The sequence below is a fragment of the Streptomyces sp. NPDC044003 genome (genome assembly GCF_056435185.1).
The window spans coordinates 1-20,454 of record NZ_JBWKFA010000016.1 but is presented as its reverse complement, the minus strand read 5'-3'; the positions used below and the strand labels follow the sequence as shown (position 1 = coordinate 20,454).

Here is a 20,454-nt window from a genome sequence, read left to right as displayed (position 1 = left end):
GACAGGAACGGAAGCTCATGGCCTCGGTCCCTTCCCTCGCTTCGACCGTGCAGCAGCGCCTCGCGGACGGCCTCTCGGCGGCTCTGCCGGATGCCGCGTCCGCCGACCCGCTGCTCCGACGAAGCGACCGGGCCGACTTCCAGGCCAACGGCATCCTGGCGCTGGCCAAGCAGCTCAAGGGCAATCCGCGTGAGCTGGCGGCGAAGGTCGTCGAGGCGATCCCGGCGAACGACGTGCTGAAGGAGATCGAGGTCTCGGGCCCCGGCTTCCTGAACATCACGGTGACGGACGCGGCGATCATCGACACCCTCGCGGCCCGTGCGGCGGACGCGCGTCTCGGCGTGCCGTTCAGCGAGTCGGCGGGCACGACGGTCATCGACTACGCCCAGCCGAACGTGGCGAAGGAGATGCACGTCGGCCATCTGCGGTCGGCGGTGATCGGCGCGGCGATGGTGGAGATCCTGGAGTTCACCGGTGAGACGGTGGTCCGGCGCCACCACATCGGCGACTGGGGCACCCAGTTCGGCATGCTGATCCAGTACCTGATCGAGCACCCGCACGAGCTGGACCACTCCTCGGAGGCGGAGGTCTCCGGCGAGGAGGCCATGTCCAACCTGAACCGGCTGTACAAGGCCTCGCGGGCGCTGTTCGACTCCGACGAGGAGTTCAAGACGCGGGCGCGTGCCCGGGTCGTGGACCTCCAGGCGGGCGACGAGGAGACCCTGGCGCTCTGGCAGCGGTTCGTCGACGAGTCGAAGATCTACTTCTACTCGGTCTTCGACAAGCTGGACATGGACATCCGGGACGGCGACGTCGTCGGCGAGTCCGGTTACAACGACATGCTGGTGGAGACCTGCCGCATCCTGGAGGAGTCGGGCGTCGCGGTCCGCTCCGAGGGCGCGCTGTGCGTGTTCTTCGACGACGTGAAGGGCCCGGACGGCAACCCGGTGCCGCTGATCGTGCAGAAGTCCGACGGCGGCTTCGGGTACGCGGCGACGGACCTGTCGGCGATCCGGGACCGCGTGCAGAACCTGAAGGCGACGTCGCTGCTGTACGTGGTGGACGCCCGCCAGTCGCTGCACTTCAAGATGGTCTTCGAGACGGCCCGCCGCGCCGGCTGGCTGAACGACGAGGTGAAGGCCGTCCAGCTGGCCTTCGGCACGGTCCTGGGCAAGGACGGCAAGCCGTTCAAGACCCGTGAGGGCGAGACGGTGCGGCTGGTGGATCTGCTGGACGAGGCGATCGACCGTGCCTCGGCCGTGGTCCGGGAGAAGGCCCAGGACCTCACGGAGACGGAGATCGCCGAGCGTGGTGCGCAGGTGGGCATCGGCGCGGTGAAGTACGCGGACCTGTCGACGTCGGCGGCCCGTGACTACAAGTTCGACCTGGACCAGATGGTCTCGCTGAACGGCGACACCTCGGTGTACCTGCAGTACGCGTACGCCCGTATCCAGTCGATCCTGCGGAAGGCGGGCGACGCGAAGCCGGCCGCGCACCGGGAGCTGGACCTCGCGCCCTCGGAGCGGGCGCTCGGTCTGCACCTGGACGGCTTCGGCGAGCTGATCGCCGAGACGGCCGCGGAGTACGCGCCGCACAAGCTGGCGGCGTACCTGTACCAGCTGGCCTCGCACTACACGACGTTCTACTCGGAGTGCCCGGTCCTGAAGGCGGACACCCCGGAGCAGGTCGAGAACCGTCTCTTCCTGTGCGACCTCACCGCGCGCACGCTGCACCAGGGCATGGCGCTGCTGGGCATCCGGACGCCCGAGCGTCTCTGACGCTCCGGAGTGAAGCCCCCGGTACGGATCGCCGTGCCGGGGGCTTCGTCGTCAGCGGATGGCGTGCGAGGTCCGGCCGGACACCTCGTCGATCTCCTTGTGGGCCTTCTGGAGCAGCTGCGAGGCGAGGTCCATCAGGGCCCGTGCACCGGCGATCTCCTCGCCCACGCGCAGCTGGTCCGGATCGGACGGGTGCCGGTTCGCGGTGCCGTGGGCCCGGAACTCGGTGCCGTCGGTGAGCCGGACCATGGCCGCGGCCCGCGTCCGGTCACCCTCCTCCTTGAACTCCATCTCCACATGCCATCCGACAAGCGTGTGCATCATGAGGACCACCTCCACCGAGGTACCTGTCGGCTACTTCTCCAGAGTGCGCCGTACGGTGCGCCCCCACCACTCGCCCCGGGCCCGTTGTCAGTGGTGCCCCGTACGTTCTGATCATGGCGATGATCCCGAACCAGCTGCCGAAGCTCGCGTCCGATCCGTCGGGCCGTTCCCTCGGCCTCGACCTGCCGCCGGGTACGGTCACGGGCCCGGCGGACGCCCCGTACCTCTGGTCGGGAAACGACCCGGCGGGCCCGGCCACATGGGCGGCGCTGCGCCCGGCGGCGCGTACGGCGGGGCTGCTGCCGGTGCTGCTGGGCGGGTCTTGCGACATGGACGGGTGGCAGTTGATGCCGGAGATGATGAGCGACCCGGCGGACCACGACGCCGAGGAGGTGCTCGCCGAGTTCTGGGACGGCTACGCGGCCGAGGAGATACCCGAGGAGGACCGGGACCCGCGGGTGACCGCGGCCGTGGAGGAGCTGTTCGGCGAGCAACCGGGGTACGAGGAGGTCGTGGCCCCGTTCGCCGCGGGTTGGCCGGGCCTGGCTCCGGCTCTGCCCTTGCGCACCGACCCGGACCGGGCGGCGGCCGAGATCGCCGAGGCGCTGACGGAGCCGGGCACCTGGCCGGCGGAGGCACACCCGGCCCTGGTCCGGGCGCGGCGCAGTGCCGACATACCGGCGGTCATCGGCTGGACGGGGCCGTTGAACCACGAGAACGACGTGGCGCGCCTGTGCGCGGTGCTGCGCTCCTGGGAGGACCGTTTCGGTGCCCGGGTCGTGGCGCTCACCCACGGGGAACTGCTGCTCTCGGTCGCGGCACCGCCCCGGACTCCGGAGGAGGCCGAGGCGGTGGCGGCGGAGCACTTCGCGTTCTGCCCGGACAACATCACGCAGGGGAACTACGACACCCTGCGCGAGTACGCCCGGGAGAACCTCGTCGACATCCCGGTGTGGCGCTTCTGGTGGGACTAGCGTCCGGCGGACAGCTTCTGCGCGACCTCGGTCGCCCAGTACGTCAGGATCAGCTGCGCGCCGGCGCGCCGGATGCCGGTGAGGGTCTCGAAGATCGCCTTGTCGCGGTCGATCCAGCCCTTCTCGGCGGCGGCCTCGACCATCGAGTACTCACCGCTGATCTGGTAGGCGGCGACGGGCACGTCCACGGCTTCGGCGACCTTGGCGACCACGTCGAGGTACGGCCCGGCGGGCTTGACCATGACCATGTCGGCGCCCTCCTCCAGGTCGAGCGCGAGCTCGCGCATCGACTCGCGGAGGTTGGCGGGGTCCTGCTGGTAGGTCTTGCGGTCGCCCTGGAGGGAGGAGCCGACGGCCTCGCGGAAGGGCCCGTAGAAGGCGGACGAGTACTTGGCCGTATAGGCCAGGATCGACACCTCCTCCTTGCCGATGGTGTCGAGGGCGTCGCGGACGACTCCGACCTGTCCGTCCATCATCCCGGAGGGGCCCACGACGTGGACGCCGGCGTCGGCCTGGACCTGGGCCATCTCGGCGTACCGCTCCAGGGTGGCGTCGTTGTCGACGCGGCCTTCGGAGTCGAGGACGCCGCAGTGTCCGTGGTCGGTGAACTCGTCGAGGCAGAGGTCGGACATGATGACGAGCTCGTCGCCGACCTCGGCCTTCACGTCGCGGATGGCGACCTGGAGGATCCCGTCCGGGTCGGTCCCGGCGGTGCCGGCGGCGTCCTTCTTCGCGTCCTCGGGCACGCCGAAGAGCATGATCCCGGAGACCCCGGCCTCCAGCGCCTCGACGGCGGCCTTCCGCAGGGTGTCCCGCGTGTGCTGGACGACTCCGGGCATGGCCTGGATCGGCACGGGCTCGGTGATCCCCTCGCGCACGAACGCGGGCAGGATCAGGTCGGCGGGATGGAGCCGCGTCTCGGCGACCATCCGGCGCATGGCGGGAGTCGTCCGCAGCCGCCGCGGCCGCGCCCCGGGAAAGGATCCGTACGAGTTCATAAACCGAGGCTACGCCCGCGGCTCCCATGCCCTTACAGACACGTTGTGGGCATACCCGCACCCACCCGCCCGTGTGGGCACCGCCCCGACGGAACGCATGCCCACAACGAGGTGGGGTGCGGGCCCGTGAACCGGACCCGCACCCCATGGAACCGCTACGTCGTCCGACGCCTCCGCGCCCCCGGCCTCCGCTCCGACGGCCGCGTCACCGGATCCCCCGCCTCGAGCGCGGACTCCCGCCGCCGGAGGCCGAAGTCCGCGAGGGCCTCGGCGAGCTTGTGGACGGACGGCTCGGGCGAGAGCACGTCGACCCGCAGCCCGTGCTCCTCGGCCGTCTTGGCCGTGGCGGGCCCGATGCAGGCGATGACGGTCACGTTGTGCGGCTTGCCGGCGATGCCGACGAGGTTCCGCACGGTGGAGGACGACGTGAAGAGCACCGCGTCGAACCCGCCGCCCTTGATCGCCTCCCGCGTGTCCGCCGGCGGCGGCGAGGCTCGTACGGTCCGGTAGGCGGTGACGTCGTCGACCTCCCAGCCGAGCTCGATGAGCCCCGCGACCAGCGTCTCGGTCGCGATGTCGGCGCGCGGCAGGAAGACGCGGTCGATCGGGTCGAAGACCGGGTCGTACGGCGGCCAGTCCTCGAGGAGACCTGCCGCGGACTGCTCGCCCGACGGCACGAGGTCCGGCTTCACACCGAAGTCGACGAGCGCCGCGGCGGTCTGCTCGCCCACCGCCGCGACCTTGATCCCGGCGAAGGCGCGGGCGTCGAGCCCGTACTCCTCGAACTTCTCCCGTACGGCCTTGACCGCGTTCACCGAGGTGAAGGCGATCCACTCGTACCGTCCGGTGACGAGCCCCTTGACCGCCCGCTCCATCTGCTGCGGGGTGCGCGGCGGCTCGACGGCGATGGTCGGCACCTCGTGCGGCACGGCGCCGTACGAACGGAGCTGGTCGGAGAGCGACGCGGCCTGTTCCTTGGTGCGCGGCACGAGGACCCGCCACCCGAAGAGCGGCTTGGACTCGAACCACGACAGCTGGTCCCGCTGCGCCGGGGCGCTGCGCTCGCCGACCACGGCTATGACCGGCCGGTGGCCCTCGGGCGAGGGGAGGACCTTGCCCTGCTTGAAGACCTGGGCGATGGTGCCGAGCGTCGCGTTCCAGGTGCGCTGGCGGGTCGTCGTACCGGCGATGGTCACGGTGAGCGGGGTGTCCGGCTTACGGCCAGCCGCCACCAGCTCACCGGCCGCCGCGGCGACCGAGTCCAAGGACGTGGAGACGACGACGGTCCCGTCCGAGGCACCGACCTCGGCCCAGCACCGCTCGTCGGCGGTGCGGGCGTCGACGAAGCGCACGTCGGTGCCCTGGGCGTCGCGCAGCGGCACACCGGCGTACGCGGGCACGCCGACGGCGGTGGCGACGCCGGGGACGACCTCGAAGGGGATGCCCTCGGCGGCGCAGGCGAGCATCTCGGCTCCGGCGTTCCCGTCGAGGCCGGGGTCGCCGGTCACCGCACGGACGACCCGCCTGCCGCCCCGCGCGGCCTCCATGACAAGATTGGCCGCATCCCTCAACACGGGGACACCGGCGGTTGTTGACGCCTCGTCAACAACCGTCAGCTCAGGCGTGCTCACCCCCGCGCGCGCATGGCCGCGAACGACCTCGAGCACCTCCGGCTCGGCGATCAGGACGTCCGCCCCCGCGAGGGCCTCGACGGCCCTGAGGGTCAGGAGTCCGGGGTCGCCCGGGCCTGCGCCGAGGAACGTGACGTGCCCATGGCCCGCGAAGGCCGGGGACAGGGGGCTGATGGTCGGGCTGGTGGGGCTCAAAGTGCTCGCTCCCCCATAAGACCGGCCGCACCCTTGGCGAGCATCTCGTCCGCGAGTTCGCGTCCGAGCGCCAGGGCCTCGTCGTGCGAGGTGGGTACGGGTCCGGTGGTGGACAGCTGCACCAGCGTCGAGCCGTCGGTGGTGCCGACGACGCCGCGCAGGCGCATTTCGGTGACAACCTGCCCGTGACCGGGGTCGTCGGCCAGCAGGTCGGCCAGCGCACCCACAGGTGCGGAGCAGCCGGCCTCCAGGGCGGCGAGCAGGGATCGCTCGGCGGTCACGGCGGCCCGCGTGTGCGGGTCGTCGAGCGGCGCGAGCGCGGCGACGAGTTCGGTGTTCGACGCCAGGCATTCGACGGCCAGGGCCCCCTGGCCGGGGGCGGGCAGGACGGTGTCGACGGCCAGCGGCTCGGCGGTCAGGCCGCCGAGGAGCTCGTCGGTCCCGCCGATGCGGTTGAGTCCGGCCGCGGCCAGGACGACCGCGTCCAGCTCGCCCTTGCGGACGTAGCCGACACGGGTGTCGACGTTGCCGCGGATGGGGACGCAGGTGATGTCCAGGCCGTGGTTGCGTGCGTACGCGTGGAGCTGGGCCATCCGCCGCGGGGAGCCGGTGCCGACCCGGGCGCCCTGGGGCAGCCGGTCCAGCGTCAGGCCCTCGCGGGCGATCAGTACGTCGCGCGGGTCCTCGCGCAGCGGGATCGCGGCCAGCACCAGGTCGGGGTGCTGTGCGGTCGGCAGGTCCTTCAGGGAGTGCACGGCGAAGTCCACCTCGCCGGCGAGCAGCGCGTCGCGCAGGGCGGCGACGAAGACGCCGGTGCCGCCGATCTGCGCCAGGTGCTCCCGGGAGGTGTCCCCGTACGTCGTGATCTCCACGAGCTCGACGGGCCGGCCGGTCAGCTGCCGGACGGCGTCGGCCACGTGCCCGGACTGGGCCATGGCGAGCTTGCTGCGCCTGGTCCCGAGCCTCAGTGCCCTCTCGGTCATACTCGCCCTCGGTTCTTGACGTCGGCGTCATTCAGGTCGGCCCGGCTGACAGAAGCCACCGTCTCCGGGTCGAGGTCGAAGAGTGTCCGCAGCGCGTCCGCGTACCCGGCGCCGCCGGGCTCGCTGGCCAGCTGCTTGACCCGCACGGTCGGCGCGTGCAGGAGCTTGTCGACGACGCGCCGCACGGTCTGGGTGATCTCGGCGCGCTGCTTGTCGTCGAGGCCGGGGAGGCGGCCTTCGAGGCGGGCGACCTCGCCCGCGACCACCTCGGCGGCCATCGTGCGCAGGGCGACGACGGTCGGGGTGATGTGGGCGGCGCGCTGGGCGGCGCCGAAGGCGGCGACCTCGTCGGAGACGATGCCCCGGACCTGGTCGACGTCGGCGGCCATGGGCGCGTCGGCGGAGGCCTCGGCGAGCGACTCGATGTCGACGAGCCGGACACCGGGGATGCGGTGGGCGGCGGCGTCGATGTCGCGGGGCATCGCGAGGTCGAGGAGGTGGAGCGGGGTCTCGCGGCCCTGTACGGCGTCCTCGACGGCCTCGCCGGTGAGGACGAGTCCGGTGGCGCCGGTGCAGGAGACGACGACGTCGGCACGTGTCAGTTCGTCGCCGACGGCAACCATCTCGACCGCGCGTGCGGCCACTCCCGTGCCCCCGGCCTCGCCCAGGATCTGCGCGAGCCGCTCGGCGCGGGCCAGGGTGCGGTTGGCGATGACGATCTCGGAGACGCCGGAGCGCGCGAGGGTGGCGGCGGCGAGCGAGGACATCGAGCCGGCGCCGATGACGAGGGCCTTCTTGCCCTTGGCCCAGGTGTCGACGTCCGTGCCCTGGGCGAGCTGCTCGAGACCGAAGGTGACGAGCGACTGCCCGGCCCGGTCGATCCCGGTCTCGCTGTGGGCGCGCTTGCCGACCCTCAGGGCCTGCTGGAACAGGTCGTTGAGGAGCCGGCCGGCGGTGTGGAGGTCTTGGCCGAGGGCGAGGGTGTCCTTGATCTGGCCGAGGATCTGGCCCTCGCCGACGACCATGGAGTCGAGGCCGCAGGCCACCGAGAAGAGGTGGTGGACGGCCCGGTCCTCGTAGTGCACATAGAGATAAGGAGTGAGCTCGTCCAGGCCGACGCCGCTGTGCTGCGCGAGCAGCGTGGACAGCTCGGCGACCCCGGCGTGGAACTTGTCCACGTCGGCGTAGAGCTCGATGCGGTTGCAGGTGGCCAGGACGGTGGCCTCGGCGGCCGGTTCGGCGGCGAGGGTGTCCTGGAGGAGCTTGGCCTGGGTGTCCGCCGACAGCGAGGCCCGCTCCAGGATGGAGACCGGGGCGCTGCGGTGGCTCAGTCCGACGACGAGAAGGCTCATGCCGGCATCACCGCGGGAACGTCCCCGTCGGGTCCCTTGCGGCCGGTGCCGCCCGTGGCGCCGCGGGGGGCCGGCGGCACGGCGGCCGCGGCGGCCTCGGGCTCGGCGCCCGCGTCGGGGCCCTCCTCGACGCCCGTCTCCTCGCCGGCCTTGCGCTGCTCGTGGAAGGCGAGGATCTGCAGCTCGATGGAGAGGTCGACCTTGCGCACGTCCACGCCGTCGGGCACGGAGAGCACGGTCGGGGCGAAGTTCAGGATGGAGGTGACTCCGGCGGCGACGAGCCGGTCGCAGACCTGCTGGGCGACGCCGGCCGGGGTCGCGATGACGCCGATGGAGACGCCGTCCTCGCTGATGATCTTCTCCAGGTCGTCGCTGTGCTGGACGGGGATCCCGGCGACCGGCTTGCCGGTCATGGCGGGGTCGGCGTCGATCAGCGCGGCGACGCGGAAGCCTCGGGAGGCGAAGCCGCCGTAGCCGGCGAGGGCCGCGCCGAGGTTACCGATGCCGACGATGACCACGGGCCAGTCCTGGGTGAGCCCCAGCTCGCGGGAGATCTGGTAGACGAGGTACTCGACGTCGTAGCCGACACCGCGGGTGCCGTACGAGCCGAGGTAGCTGAAGTCCTTGCGCAGCTTCGCGGAGTTGACCCCCGCCGCGGCCGCGAGCTCCTCGGAGGAGACCGTGGGTACGGAGCGCTCCGAGAGCGCGGTGAGTGCGCGCAGATACAGCGGAAGCCGGGCGACGGTGGCCTCGGGAATTCCTCGGCTACGGGTCGCCGGTCGGTGAGTTCGGCCAGTTGCCACGGTGCTCCTGCGGGATGAGCGGGGCTGCAGGCGGCCATATGTCCCAAGACCGCCCCGTCGAATGCAGGCTATGTCTTTGTGAACGCGTGCACAAAGATGGTGTCCGTTTTGTCTGCCCAAAGTGACCGGGGTCACGCGGCCGGTTCGTATCGTCCCGGAACCGCGGCGTGCGTCAGAGCGTTGAGATCCCGAAGGGGGCAAAGCCGCACACTCTCCTCACGATGCCGCCCCCGAAACCCAACAAAACGTCCACGATGGTAACCGCCTTTCGGTCAGGCACCCAGTTCGCGCCGAAGCCGTCCTGCGTCCACGCGCCAGAAGGTGTGCTGCTCGCCGTCGACGAGGACCACGGGAATCTGCTCCCAGTACGCCCGGTGAAGCTCCTCGTCCAGGGTGATGTCCTTCTCCTCCCAGGATGCTCCGGTCTCCGCGCACACGGCCTCGATCACCGCGCGGGCGTCGTCGCAGAGATGACATCCCGGCTTGCCGATCAACGTCACGGTGCGCGACGCGGGATCGCTCTTCGCTCCGGCGTCCTTCTTCTTCGTACGTCCGAACATGGCGTCCATTCTGGCGCCGGGTAACAGTGGAGTCCCCCACTGTTCACACGGCGGCATCCTCACAAGTCGGGAAGTACCGAACAGACTGGCTATGCTCAACGACATGGCCGCTCTGGGATGGCTCACCCCCCGTAGGCGCTCCGCCACCGCGCGCAGCGTCCTGGCAGGCGAGGCCGCCGCCGAGGCGGCGCGCAAGTCCTCGCTCCAGCTGGAACTGGAGCGCGAGGAGTCCGCCGCCGCCGAACCCGAGGCCGCGGAGCCCGAGTTCCCGGTCGTCGGGGACGTGCGGGCCGCCGCCTTCTTCGACCTCGACAACACCGTGATGCAGGGCGCCGCGATCTTCCACTTCGGCCGCGGCCTGTACAAGCGGAAGTTCTTCCAGCGCCGCGAACTCGCGCGCTTCGCCTGGCAGCAGGCCTGGTTCCGGCTCGCCGGCGTCGAGGACCCCGAGCACATGCAGGACGCCCGCGACAGCGCCCTGTCCATCGTCAAGGGCCACCGCGTCTCCGAACTGATGTCGATCGGCGAGGAGATCTACGACGAGTACATGGCCGACCGCATCTGGCCCGGCACCCGCGGCCTCGCCCAGGCGCACCTGGACGCGGGCCAGAAGGTCTGGCTGGTCACGGCCGCCCCGGTCGAGACGGCCACGATCATCGCCCGCCGGCTCGGCCTGACCGGCGCGCTCGGCACCGTCGCCGAGTCGGTCGACGGCGTCTACACGGGCAAGCTGGTCGGCGAGCCCCTGCACGGACCGGCGAAGGCCGAGGCGGTACGGGCTCTCGCCGCCGCCGAGGGCCTCGACCTGGGCCGCTGCGCCGCGTACAGCGACTCGCACAACGACATCCCGATGCTGTCGCTGGTGGGACACCCGTACGCGATCAACCCGGACACCAAGCTCCGCAAGCACGCGAAGGCCCGGGACTGGCGGCTGCGCGACTACCGGACGGGCCGCAAGGCCGCCAAGGTCGGCATCCCCGCGGCCGCGGGCCTGGGTGCGCTGGCCGGCGGCACGGCCGCCGCGGTCGCCCTGCACCGCCGCCGCCACTGACGCCGCCCCTCCCTGAAGGGTCCTGCCGATACGTTTCGGCTGCGATCATCTGCGACAACCCCGGACCAGGCGCGCTCACCCGTCCGTGGTCGAACAGCACCGCACAGGTCGACTCCCGGGCATTCCGCCCTCCTTACCCCGCAGCGGCCCCGTTCACTCACCCACCCCGCACTTGAGCACAACGCAACGCGCGCGCAGTCACACTCGGAAGCAAACCGATCAACAACTGGTCATGAACTGCGCCTTGATGCGACTACAAGCAGTAACAGAAACAACGGAACCGGTGATTTGAGCAACTGGGTGTAGCGCTGCCTGTACGAAGCGTTATTCTCCTCAGACGCACAAAGGACCCCTCACGTCGCCACGACGGGTGAACGGTCCCGCACTGCACGTGATGGAAGCTCTGCCTCTGGGAGTCCCGTGTACCCACACGTCGGGGTTGACACCTCGGGCCTGGCTACGCTGCGCGCAACGGTCCTCGACCACTTGCGCGGCTTCGTCCCCACCGCGTACGCCGGCCCTGTCCCCGCCTTCGCCTTCGCCGCACCGGCACCCGCCGGCCCTTGCTACGCCCTGGCCGACGGCGGCGCCGCCGTGAGCAGACGGGGCGCACGCTCCGGCTCCGGAACCTCGACCACCGCCCGCCGCCCCACCGCCGACAGCGACAGCGCCCGCATGATGGACCTGGTCGAGCGCGCCCAGGCGGGCGAGGCCGAGGCCTTCGGCCGCCTGTACGACCAGTACAGCGACACGGTCTACCGCTACATCTACTACCGCGTCGGCGGGAAGGCGACGGCGGAGGACCTCACCAGCGAGACCTTCCTGCGCGCCCTGCGCCGGATCTCCACCTTCACCTGGCAGGGCCGCGACTTCGGCGCCTGGCTGGTCACGATCGCGCGGAACCTGGTCGCCGACCACTTCAAGTCCAGCCGCTTCCGGCTCGAAGTCACCACCGGCGAGATGCTCGACGCCAACGAGGTCGAGCGCAGCCCCGAGGACTCCGTCCTGGAGTCCCTCTCCAACGCCGCGCTCCTCGACGCCGTCCGCCGCCTCAACCCCCAGCAGCAGGAGTGCGTGACCCTTCGCTTCCTGCAGGGCCTCTCGGTCGCCGAGACCGCCCGGGTCATGGGCAAGAACGAGGGCGCGATCAAGACCCTCCAGTACCGGGCCGTCCGCACCCTGGCCCGCCTCCTTCCGGACGACGCCCGCTGACCGGTCCGCGCCCCCCACACGCGCCCCTCTGTCCCGGTCCGCGCCCCCATGCCCACATCTCCCCCCATGTCCCCACTACCCCCGCCCAACTCACAGTCGGTGACGACTCGATGACGCACTGGTCCGATCATCTTTCGCGCGTAACCCAAGTGCCGCGCCGCTCGTTGTGCGGGATGCAGGCTCCCTGTGGTCACACCATGTCCACAGCCACTCACTCTTTCGTGTGGATGTGCTCAAGGTGTGCAACCTTCCGGACACCCCGGGGAGTCGACCGTCATGACGAGAGGAGGTGCCGCCAGTGATCGCGAACGTGCACCGGCGGGCGAACGCCTTCGCCCAGGCCCTGGAGGACCGGGCGTCCGAGGACGCGGCGGCCGAGCAGCCGGAGTCCCCGGCGGAACCGGTCGAACCCGCTGAGCAGGGGCGACTGTTGGCCTTGGCGAACGGCCTCGGCGAGCTGCCGAAGCCACAGCTCGACCCCGAGGTCAAGGTGGTGCAGCGAGCACAGCTCGTCGCCGCCATGGAAGCAATGCTCATGGAGGGGAGTGCCGCCGCGGGCCCTATGGTGCCGGAGCAGCGGACATCCAGCGGCAAGGGAGCCCACCGGGCGTCCCCGCTCCGGAAACTGCGCCCACGGTCCCGCTGGACCAAGGGCCTCGCCGCCGGCGGCCTCACGGTCGGTGTGGCCGCGGGCGCCTTCGGCGGAGTGGCCGCTGCCAGTTCCGACGCACTGCCCGGTGACTCGCTCTACGGACTCAAGCGAGGCATGGAGGACATCAAGCTGAGCATGGCGGATGACGTCGCGGACCGCGGCGGCATCTACCTCGACCAGGCCTCCACCCGTCTCAGCGAGGCCCGTCGGCTCATGGAGCGCGGCCGCGCCGGCGATCTCGACCACGAGTCCCTGGCCGAGATCCGCCGCGTCCTGGGCGGAATGAAGCACGACGCGTCCGAGGGCCACCGGCTCCTGCGCGAGGCGTACGAGCGGGACGGAGAGATCGGCCCGATGGCCCGGCTCAACTCCTTCGCCCAGGCCCACCGGGACACCTGGAACGGCCTCCGCGACCGGCTCCCCGTCCAGCTGGCGGACGTCGGCAGCGAGGTGACGGACGTCTTCGACGCCATAGACGAAGACGTAGAGCCGCTCCAGTCGGTGCTGCCCCGCACCCCGGAGAGGGGCGCGATCGGCTCCGAGGGCCCGAGCAGCAGGCCCGGCGCGCCGAAGGGCACCCAGGGCACGGGCAGCCAGCGGCCGCCGTCCGGCCAGGGGACGTCTCCCTCGGGCAGCCACTCCGCCCCGTCCCAGTCGTCCGGCCCCAGCACGGGTACCAGCCCGAGCACGGGCAGCGGCACCGGCTCGTCCGAGGACGACGGGCTCCTCGGCGGCAGCGCCGGCGGACTGCTCAAGCCCTCCCCGACCGGCACACCGACGGCCCCGACGGAGGGCCAGTCGACCCCGGACGTGCCGGACGTGACGCTTCCGCCACTCCTGCCGGGCCTGCTTCCGGGCCTCGGCATCGACAGCGAGGACGCTCGCTGACAAGAAGAAAGGGGCGCCCCCACGGACGGGGGGCGCCCCTTTCTTCTGTGCGACGGGTCAGAAGAACACCGACCGCCGCTCCGCCGCTCAGAAGAACACCGACCGCCTCTGCACCAGCAACTTGTACAGCGTGTGCTGGATCTGCTCCCGCACCTGGTCCGTCAGGTTGAACATCAGCATCGGGTCCTCCGCCGCCTCCGGCGCGAACGAGTCCGTCGGGATCGGCTCGCCGAACTGGATCGTCCACTTCGTCGGCAGCGGCAGCGCCCCGAGCGGCCCCAGCCACGGGAAGGTCGGGGTGAGCGGGAAGTACGGGAACCCCAGCACCCGCGCCAGGGTCTTCGCGTTCCCGAGCATCGGGTATATCTCCTCCGCGCCCACGATCGAGCACGGCACGATCGGCACCCCGGCCCGCAGCGCCGTCGAGACGAAACCGCCCCGCCCGAACCGCTGGAGCTTGTACCGCTCCCCGAAGGGCTTCCCGATCCCCTTGAAGCCCTCCGGCATCACCCCGACGATCTCGCCGGACCGCAGCAGCCGCTCCGCGTCCTCCGCGCAGGCCAGGGTGTGCCCCGCCTTGCGGGCCAGCTCGTTCACGACGGGCAGCACGAAGACCAGGTCCGCCGCGAGCAGCCGCAGGTGCCGCCCGGCCGGATGCTGGTCGTGAACGGCGACCTGCATCATCAGGCCGTCCAGCGGCAGGGTCCCGGAGTGGTTGGCGACGATCAGCGCCCCGCCCTCGGCCGGGATGTTCTCGACGCCCTTCACCTCCACCCGGAAGTACTTCTCGTACAGCGGGCGAAGGAGTGACATCAGGACCTGGTCGGTGAGCTCCTCGTCGTAGCCGAACTCGTCGACCTCGTACTCGCCGGTGACCCGCCGCCGCAGGAACGCGAGCCCACCCGCGAGCCGCCGCTCCCAGCCGCTCCCGCCACCCGCCGCGGGCTCCGGGTCCGGCTCCGGCTCCGGGGACGCCCCACCGGAAGCCCCGGGGCCCCCGGACACCCCTTCCGGCTCCCCCGGCTCCCCCGGCGCCTCCTTGGGCCCCGGCAGGGCCCGTACGGCCGCCGCCTCGCCCTCGGCCCTGGCGGGCCGCCGGCGGGCCCGTGAGCGGTCGTCGTCGAACGGAATGACCTTGGCGTCCGCCATCGCAGTCGGGTCTCCTCAGGCGCCGTGGTGAACGGTGGAAGCTTCGGGGGAGGAAGCGGCCGGCGGAGCGGGGCTCCCGGCGGCCGCCGACGGGGCCAGGCGCCCGGCGAGCCGGTCCACCGCCCCGGCGAGCAGCTCGGGCGGCAGCAGCCCCGGTCCCCGCCCCCGCGCGAAGTCCGCGAGCGCCTCCGCCGTCGAGTAGCGCGGCGAGAAGCCGAGGACCTCCCGCGTCTGGACGGTCGAGACGACCCGGCCGTGGGTGAGCAGCCGGATCTGCTCGGGCGCGAAGTCGGTGATGCCGACCGTACGAAGGGCGGTGCCCACCCAGGTGACCGCGGGCAGCAGCACCGGCACCGTCGGCCGCCCGAGCCGCCGCGCGCACTGGGAGAGCAGCAGCACCCCGTCCCCGGCCACGTTGAACGTGCCGCTGTTCTGGGTCGCCCTGCGGGGCTCGTGCGCCGCCAGGCGCAGGACGTCGATCACGTCGTCCTCGTGGACGAACTGCAGCCGCGGGTCGTAGCCGAGGACGGTCGGCAGCACCGGCAGCGCCAGGTACTCGGCGAGCGGGGAGTCGATCCGGGGCCCGAGGATGTTCGCGAACCGCAGCACGCACACCGCCACGTCCGGCCGCCGCCGGGCGAAGCCCCGGACGTACCCCTCGACCTCGACGGCGTCCTTCGCGAAGCCGCCGCTCGGCAGGGACTTCGCGGGCGTCGTCTCGGTGAAGACGGCCGGGTCCCGGGGCGCGGAGCCGTAGACGCTCGTACTGGACTTGATCACCAGGCGCCGGATCCGCGGCGACTTCTGGCAGGCGCCGAGCAGCTGCATGGTGCCGATGACGTTGGTCTCCTTGACCGACGTCCGGCCGCCGCCGCCGAGCGCCGTACCGGTGACGTCCAGATGGACCACCGTGTCGACGTCGTGCTCGGCGAGGACCTTGGCGATCTCGGGCCGGCGGATGTCCGCCCGTACGAATTCGGCGGCGCCGAGCTGGTGCGCGGGGTCGACCGCGTCCACGGCGATCACCCGCTCCACTTCCGGGTCCCGCTGGATCCGCCGCACGAAGCGGCCGGCCAGATGCCGGGCGGCACCGGTGACGAGCACGACCTTGCCCAAAGCAGCGCCTTCCGTCCGTCACTCCCGTTGGTCGACACCGTAGCGCCTCGACATTTCCACGGGATAAAAGCGTGGCCCTTCACCGCGAACGGTGAAGGGCCACGCCTGACGCACAAACGCTGCGAAGCAGCTGTCGCCTTACTTCTTGTTGCGACGCTGAACGCGCGTGCGCTTGAGCAGCTTGCGGTGCTTCTTCTTCGCCATCCGCTTGCGCCGCTTCTTGATAACAGAGCCCACGACTACCCTCGCTCACTTCTCGGAACATCCCCGCCTCGGCGGGGATCGGTGCGGGGCGTCTGGGCCCACACGACCTACGTCGGCCTAGCCTACCGTCCCGAGGACCGCGCTTGTAATCCGAGGGCCATACGGAGCTTTCCCGACTTTTGAGGCCGCGCGCTCGCTACGCGGTCCCCACCCCCACGAAGGACTCCCGCAGGTACTCGTGAACCGCCTGTTCCGGCACCCGGAAGGACCTGCCCACCCGGATCGCCGGCAGATGACCGCTGTGCACCAAGCGGTACACGGTCATCTTCGAGACGCGCATCACCGAGGCGACTTCCGCCACGGTCAGAAACTTGACCTCGTTGAGAGGTCGTTCGCCAGCAGCCATGACCCACCTGTACCTTCCGCCGCGACGCCCACCGGCTTCCCCTCCGGTGACTCTTCGTCGCCGAGCGCTCACTCTCCAGACTAGGGGCGGGTGGTACGAGTGGGGAAGAGGAGCTGCCATCGGCCGTTTACCGTGACAGACACGCTCGATTGAGTACATAGCGCGTCAGCGGGAGGTACGAGGCGGAGCGCACGCCGTCATCAAGCGGAACGGCCACCGACACCTGTCCCTCCGCCTCACCGACGAACAGCGCCGGATCATCCGTATCGGCGAGACCGATGGCCTCGATACCCAGCTGACCTGCCCCGCAGACCCATCCGTGGTCCCCCACCACGAGCTCCGGCAGCGGCCCGCCGCACTCCGCCGCGCTCTCCAGAGCGGCCCTAACCGGCAGCGGCGAGTGGGAGTGCGCCCCCGGCGCGCGCCCGTCCCCGGACGGTCCGGGTTCCCGTACCAGGGCGACCCCGCGTACGTAGTCGAGGAGGTACGTGCGTACGCCGAACCGGGTCGTTATGTCGACACATCGCCCCTGCGCCGGTGTGAGGACAAGACATCCCGCCGCCGACAAGGCGTCTGCGAGAGCGACGTAGAAACCGAGCAGACGGTGCGGATGACCCGTCCCGAGGAGCACCGGAACCCGCCGCGCGGCCGCCGCGCCCAGGCGCGCCGCGAAGGCGTCGAGCCCCCGCACCGTACGCTCCGGATCGATGACGTCCGACCCCGACCGGTGCGCCGGATCCCCCGACACCCCGCACTTGTCGGCCATCAGCCGCAGCAGACCGGCCTCGTCCCACCCCCAGGCGGGGTCGAGCCCGAGCAGCACCCGAGGATCACGCGCGGCGAAGAGCCGATAGCTCCGCAGGTTCTCCTCCCGCGAGGTCGCCACCGTGCCCGCCAACCCCGCGTCCAACAGATGCGCCCGCAGCGCCCCGGTACTCAACACCCGTCCGATGCTGCCGGAACACCACCGGCCGGGGATCCAAACCTCCCGGACACCCCACAGTCGGCGTAACGCCCAGGAGAACGTTCTAGACCGCCTAGGCCAGCAGCCCCCGCAGCGGAAAAGCCGCCTTCCGCGTCGCCAGCACCGCCTGGTCGAGCCGGTCCGCCGGGTCGTACCCCTCGGCCCAGTCCCGGAAGCCCACCGGCCACCGCCCGTCCGTCATCCGCGCCGGCCCCAGCTGCCGGGTCCGCGCGTACACCTCGTCCCGCCAGGACGCCGGGATCACCGACTCCGGATCCACCGGAGCGTGCGCCGCGATCCCCACCAGATGCGTCCACGACCGCGGTACGACATCCACCACCGCGTACCCGCCACCGCCGAGCGCCAGCCAGCGCCCCTCGGCGTACTCGTGCGCCAGCTCGTGACACGCCTCCTGCACGGCCCGCTGCGCGTCCAGCGACACCGCCAGATGCGCCAGCGGATCCTCGAAGTGCGTGTCCGCCCCGTGCTGTGTCACGAGCACCTGCGGCCGGAAGTCCGCGATCAGCTCCGGTACGACCGCGTGGAAGGCCCGCAGCCACCCCGCGTCGCCCGTCCCCGCCGGCAGCGCCACGTTCACGGCCCCGCCCTCACCGGCCCCCGGCGCGCCCGTCTCCTCCGGCCATCCCGTCTGCGGGAACAGCGTCCGCGGATGCTCGTGCAGCGAGACCGTCAGAACCCGCGGGTCCTCCCAGAACGCCGCCTGCACCCCGTCCCCGTGGTGCACGTCCACGTCCACGTACGCGACCCGCTCCGCACCCAGTTCGAGCAGCCGGGCGATCGCCAGCGAGGCGTCGTTGTAGATACAGAACCCGGACGCGCTCCCCGGCATGGCGTGGTGCAGCCCGCCCGCGAAGTTCACCGCGTGCGCGGCCTCCCCGCGCCAGATGGCCTCCGCCGCCCCCACCGACTGCCCGGCGATCAGCGCGGACACCTCGTGCATCCCGGCGAACGCCGGATCGTCGACCGTGCCGAGCCCGTACGACTGGTCGGCGTGGCGCGGATCCGCCGAGGCCGCCCGCACCGCCGCCACATAGTCCTCGCGGTGCACGAGCCGCAGCGTCGAGTCGCCGGCCGGCTTCGCCGCCACCACGTCCGCCGCCCGGTCGAGCCCGTAGGCCCGCACCAGCGACATCGTCAGCGCGAGCCGTACCGGATCCATCGGATGCTCGGACCCGAAGTCGTACTGCGTGACAGCTTCATCCCACATCAACAGTGCGCGGCTGCTCATAGCCGCCACCGTATCGGGCCTCCCGCGAGCCGAACGACGTGGCATACACCACCGTCACCAGGACCAGCAGCATCGGCACCACCATGGCGCCGCGATAGCTCCACGCGTCCCCGAGCGCCCCCACCAAGGGGGACCCGACGAGGAAACCCACGTAGTTGAAGACATTGAGCCGGGCGACCGCCGCGTCACTGGCTCCCGGGAACAGCCGCCCCGCCGCGGCGAAGGTCTGCGGCACGATCACGCTCAGCCCGAGACCCAGCACCGTGAACCCGGCGATCCCCACCCAGGCGCCCGGAGCCATGGCGACCACCGCGAACCCGAGCCCCGCGAGCACCGCCCCCGCCCGCACGACCACGACGGCCCCGAGCCGCCGCACCCCCAAGTCACCGACGGCCCGCCCGAGCAGCGTCGTCACCATGTACGCGTTGTACGGCACGGTCGCCAGCTCCTCCGAGCTGTGCAGCACGTCCTGGAGGTACTTGGCACTCCAGTTGGAGACGGTCGAGTCCCCGATGTACGCGAAGGTCATCACGAGGCAGAGCGGCAGCAGCACCTTGAAGACGACACCGCTCCCCTTGGCGTCCCCCGCCTCGGCCGCCGCGGGCTCCCCGCCGGCCACGTACCACCGGCTGCCGACGAGCGCGACGGGCAGCAGCACGGCCACCACCGGCAGGTACGACACGAACAGCGACAGATGCCAGTGCGCCCCCACCCAGGCCAGCGAGGCCCCCGCGATCCCGCCGAGGCTGTACGAGGCGTGGAAGCCGAGCATGATGCTCCGCCCGTACGCCCGCTGGAGGCTCACCCCGAGCATGTTCATGGAGGCGTCCAGGGCGCCCACGGCAAGACCGAACAGCCCGAGGGCGATCGCGGCGTGCCAGAGCTCGGACCCCAGCCCCACGGCGAGGAGGGCCAGCAGCACGAAGGGCTGCGCCCACCGCAGGACCACCGCGGGACCGACCTTGGCGACGACCTTCTCGGTCACCACACTCGCCACACCCGCGAGGATCGGCACTGCCGCCAGGAAGGCCGGCAGCAGCCCGTCCGAGATGCCGTACTGGTCCTGGATCGCCGGTATTCGAGTCACGAGCAGGGCGAAGGTGACCCCCTGCACGAAGAAACTGACCGCCAGGGATCCCCGCCCACGCCTCAACCGCGCATCCGTCATGGCGGCACAGCGTACGGCCGGAACCTACCGCTGGGTAGATGGATCAGGACCCCAAAATCGCCAGAAGCTCGTCCATCTCCCGGAAGAACCCCTTGGCCCCGCTGAGCTTGGCCTCCGGCGTCATCGCGGTGAACCCGTACACGTCCATCCCGGCGGCCAGGGCGGCCTGCACACCGGGCCCGCTGTCCTCGACGACCACGCACCGCTCGGGAGCGACCCCCATCCGCTCGGCGGCGTGAAGGAACAGGTCGGGCCACGGCTTGCCCCGGCCGACGTCCTCGGCACTGAAGACGACCTCGTCCCTGAAGTGGACATCGAGCCCGGTCTTCCGGTGCCCCACCCTGATCCGCTCATGGCTCCCCGAGGAGGCCACACAGTACGGAACCCCGGCCGCGGCCAGCCCCTTGAGCACCTCCGCGGCCCCGGCCACGGCCTCCAACTCCGCCTGGAACGCGGCGAACACGCGCGCGTGAAAGACGTCGTCGAAGTCCTCGGGCAGCCTCCGCCCACTCCGCTCCTCGACCAGCTCATGGATCCGGTGCATGGCGGACCCCATGTAGTCCCGTACCGACTCCTCGTACGTGGTGGGATGCCCGAGCTCGGTGAGATAGCCGGCCAGCAGGGTGTTGGAGATCGGCTCGCTGTCCACGAGCACGCCGTCGTTGTCGAAGATGACCAAGTCGTATCGCATGACCACAGCGTAGAACGCAAAAAAGCCTCAACCCCCGGACAATGTCCGGGGGTTGAGGCTAATAATTGTTCGGCGGCGTCCTACTCTCCCACAGGGTCCCCCCTGC

At 71.3% G+C, this 20,454-nt stretch carries 20 protein-coding genes; 5 read left to right on the top strand and 15 right to left on the bottom strand.

All coding sequences use genetic code 11. The annotated features are described in order from the left end of the window. Window positions 1–17 precede the first annotated feature (17 nt). On the top strand, window positions 18–1,778 hold the full coding sequence (argS, locus tag AC07AW_RS37775; RefSeq protein ID WP_478819979.1) for an arginine--tRNA ligase: 1,761 nt from the start codon (window positions 18–20) through the stop codon (window positions 1,776–1,778). A gap of 51 nt (window positions 1,779–1,829) precedes the next feature. Here argS and AC07AW_RS37770 read toward each other — a convergent pair whose 3' ends face one another. Further along, the gene (locus tag AC07AW_RS37770; protein ID WP_116165466.1) at window positions 1,830–2,099 is read right to left on the bottom strand and encodes a DUF1876 domain-containing protein; all 270 of its coding nucleotides are present in this window, start codon (window positions 2,097–2,099) and stop codon (window positions 1,830–1,832) included. A gap of 116 nt (window positions 2,100–2,215) precedes the next feature. Here AC07AW_RS37770 and AC07AW_RS37765 point away from each other — a divergent pair, with 116 nt between their 5' ends. Further along, entirely contained in the window at window positions 2,216–3,076 is an 861-nt protein-coding gene (locus tag AC07AW_RS37765; protein ID WP_478819978.1) for a DUF4253 domain-containing protein, read from the top strand. Here AC07AW_RS37765 and hemB read toward each other — a convergent pair. The 6 genes from hemB to AC07AW_RS37735 form a co-directional block, all read right to left on the bottom strand. Then, a complete protein-coding gene (gene hemB, locus AC07AW_RS37760; RefSeq protein ID WP_478819977.1) occupies window positions 3,073–4,074 on the bottom strand; it encodes a porphobilinogen synthase in 1,002 nt (333 codons plus the stop codon). The genes AC07AW_RS37765 and hemB overlap by 4 nt on opposite strands. 155 nt (window positions 4,075–4,229) lie before the next feature. Further along, the gene (locus AC07AW_RS37755) at window positions 4,230–5,900 is read right to left on the bottom strand and encodes a bifunctional uroporphyrinogen-III C-methyltransferase/uroporphyrinogen-III synthase (protein ID WP_478819976.1); all 1,671 of its coding nucleotides are present in this window, start codon (window positions 5,898–5,900) and stop codon (window positions 4,230–4,232) included. Next, the gene (gene hemC / locus AC07AW_RS37750; protein ID WP_478819975.1) at window positions 5,897–6,883 is read right to left on the bottom strand and encodes a hydroxymethylbilane synthase; all 987 of its coding nucleotides are present in this window, start codon (window positions 6,881–6,883) and stop codon (window positions 5,897–5,899) included. The genes AC07AW_RS37755 and hemC overlap by 4 nt, the downstream gene beginning before the upstream one ends. Beyond that, on the bottom strand, window positions 6,880–8,235 hold the full coding sequence (locus AC07AW_RS37745; protein ID WP_478819974.1) for a glutamyl-tRNA reductase: 1,356 nt from the start codon (window positions 8,233–8,235) through the stop codon (window positions 6,880–6,882). The genes hemC and AC07AW_RS37745 overlap by 4 nt, the downstream gene beginning before the upstream one ends. Beyond that, entirely contained in the window at window positions 8,232–9,038 is an 807-nt protein-coding gene (locus AC07AW_RS37740; protein ID WP_478819973.1) for a redox-sensing transcriptional repressor Rex, read from the bottom strand. The genes AC07AW_RS37745 and AC07AW_RS37740 overlap by 4 nt, the downstream gene beginning before the upstream one ends. A gap of 272 nt (window positions 9,039–9,310) precedes the next feature. Then, complete coding sequence (locus tag AC07AW_RS37735; RefSeq protein ID WP_478819972.1) at window positions 9,311–9,607, bottom strand: glutaredoxin family protein; 297 nt, start codon at window positions 9,605–9,607, stop codon at window positions 9,311–9,313. A 94-nt stretch (window positions 9,608–9,701) separates the two neighbouring features. Here AC07AW_RS37735 and AC07AW_RS37730 point away from each other — a divergent pair, with 94 nt between their 5' ends. The 3 genes from AC07AW_RS37730 to AC07AW_RS37720 all read left to right on the top strand — a co-directional run bounded on the left by AC07AW_RS37730 (window position 9,702) and on the right by AC07AW_RS37720 (window position 13,401). Continuing rightward, window positions 9,702–10,649 carry an HAD family hydrolase gene (locus AC07AW_RS37730; protein ID WP_478819971.1) on the top strand — a complete coding sequence of 316 codons (948 nt, stop codon included), beginning with the start codon at window positions 9,702–9,704 and terminating at the stop codon, window positions 10,647–10,649. Between the two features lie 420 nt (window positions 10,650–11,069). After that, the gene (locus tag AC07AW_RS37725; protein ID WP_351188926.1) at window positions 11,070–11,861 is read left to right on the top strand and encodes an ECF subfamily RNA polymerase sigma factor, BldN family; all 792 of its coding nucleotides are present in this window, start codon (window positions 11,070–11,072) and stop codon (window positions 11,859–11,861) included. A gap of 298 nt (window positions 11,862–12,159) precedes the next feature. Next, the gene (locus tag AC07AW_RS37720) at window positions 12,160–13,401 is read left to right on the top strand and encodes a DUF5667 domain-containing protein (RefSeq protein ID WP_478819970.1); all 1,242 of its coding nucleotides are present in this window, start codon (window positions 12,160–12,162) and stop codon (window positions 13,399–13,401) included. Window positions 13,402–13,488: 87 nt separating this feature from the next. On the opposite strand, the gene AC07AW_RS37715 is transcribed toward AC07AW_RS37720, so the two are convergent. The 8 genes from AC07AW_RS37715 to AC07AW_RS37680 all read right to left on the bottom strand — a co-directional run bounded on the left by AC07AW_RS37715 (window position 13,489) and on the right by AC07AW_RS37680 (window position 20,348). Next, a complete protein-coding gene (locus AC07AW_RS37715; RefSeq protein WP_478819969.1) occupies window positions 13,489–14,550 on the bottom strand; it encodes a lysophospholipid acyltransferase family protein in 1,062 nt (353 codons plus the stop codon). Between the two features lie 15 nt (window positions 14,551–14,565). Continuing rightward, window positions 14,566–15,666 (bottom strand): NAD-dependent epimerase/dehydratase family protein, encoded by a 1,101-nt coding sequence (locus AC07AW_RS37710; RefSeq protein ID WP_478819968.1) that lies wholly within the window; start codon window positions 15,664–15,666, stop codon window positions 14,566–14,568. 138 nt (window positions 15,667–15,804) lie between these two features. Continuing rightward, window positions 15,805–15,903 (bottom strand): 30S ribosomal protein bS22, encoded by a 99-nt coding sequence (locus tag AC07AW_RS37705; protein ID WP_003948845.1) that lies wholly within the window; start codon window positions 15,901–15,903, stop codon window positions 15,805–15,807. A gap of 163 nt (window positions 15,904–16,066) precedes the next feature. Continuing rightward, a complete protein-coding gene (locus tag AC07AW_RS37700; RefSeq protein WP_015034391.1) occupies window positions 16,067–16,276 on the bottom strand; it encodes a helix-turn-helix domain-containing protein in 210 nt (69 codons plus the stop codon). 127 nt (window positions 16,277–16,403) lie between these two features. Beyond that, window positions 16,404–17,219, bottom strand: a complete 816-nt coding sequence (locus AC07AW_RS37695; RefSeq protein WP_478819967.1) for a phosphatase — start codon at window positions 17,217–17,219, stop codon at window positions 16,404–16,406. 94 nt (window positions 17,220–17,313) lie between these two features. Then, window positions 17,314–18,489 (bottom strand): acetoin utilization protein AcuC, encoded by a 1,176-nt coding sequence (locus AC07AW_RS37690; RefSeq protein WP_478819966.1) that lies wholly within the window; start codon window positions 18,487–18,489, stop codon window positions 17,314–17,316. Further along, window positions 18,458–19,657, bottom strand: a complete 1,200-nt coding sequence (locus AC07AW_RS37685) for an MFS transporter (RefSeq protein ID WP_478819965.1) — start codon at window positions 19,655–19,657, stop codon at window positions 18,458–18,460. The genes AC07AW_RS37690 and AC07AW_RS37685 overlap by 32 nt, the downstream gene beginning before the upstream one ends. 43 nt (window positions 19,658–19,700) lie before the next feature. Further along, a complete protein-coding gene (locus AC07AW_RS37680) occupies window positions 19,701–20,348 on the bottom strand; it encodes an HAD family hydrolase (RefSeq protein WP_478819964.1) in 648 nt (215 codons plus the stop codon). Window positions 20,349–20,454: the final 106 nt, after the last annotated feature.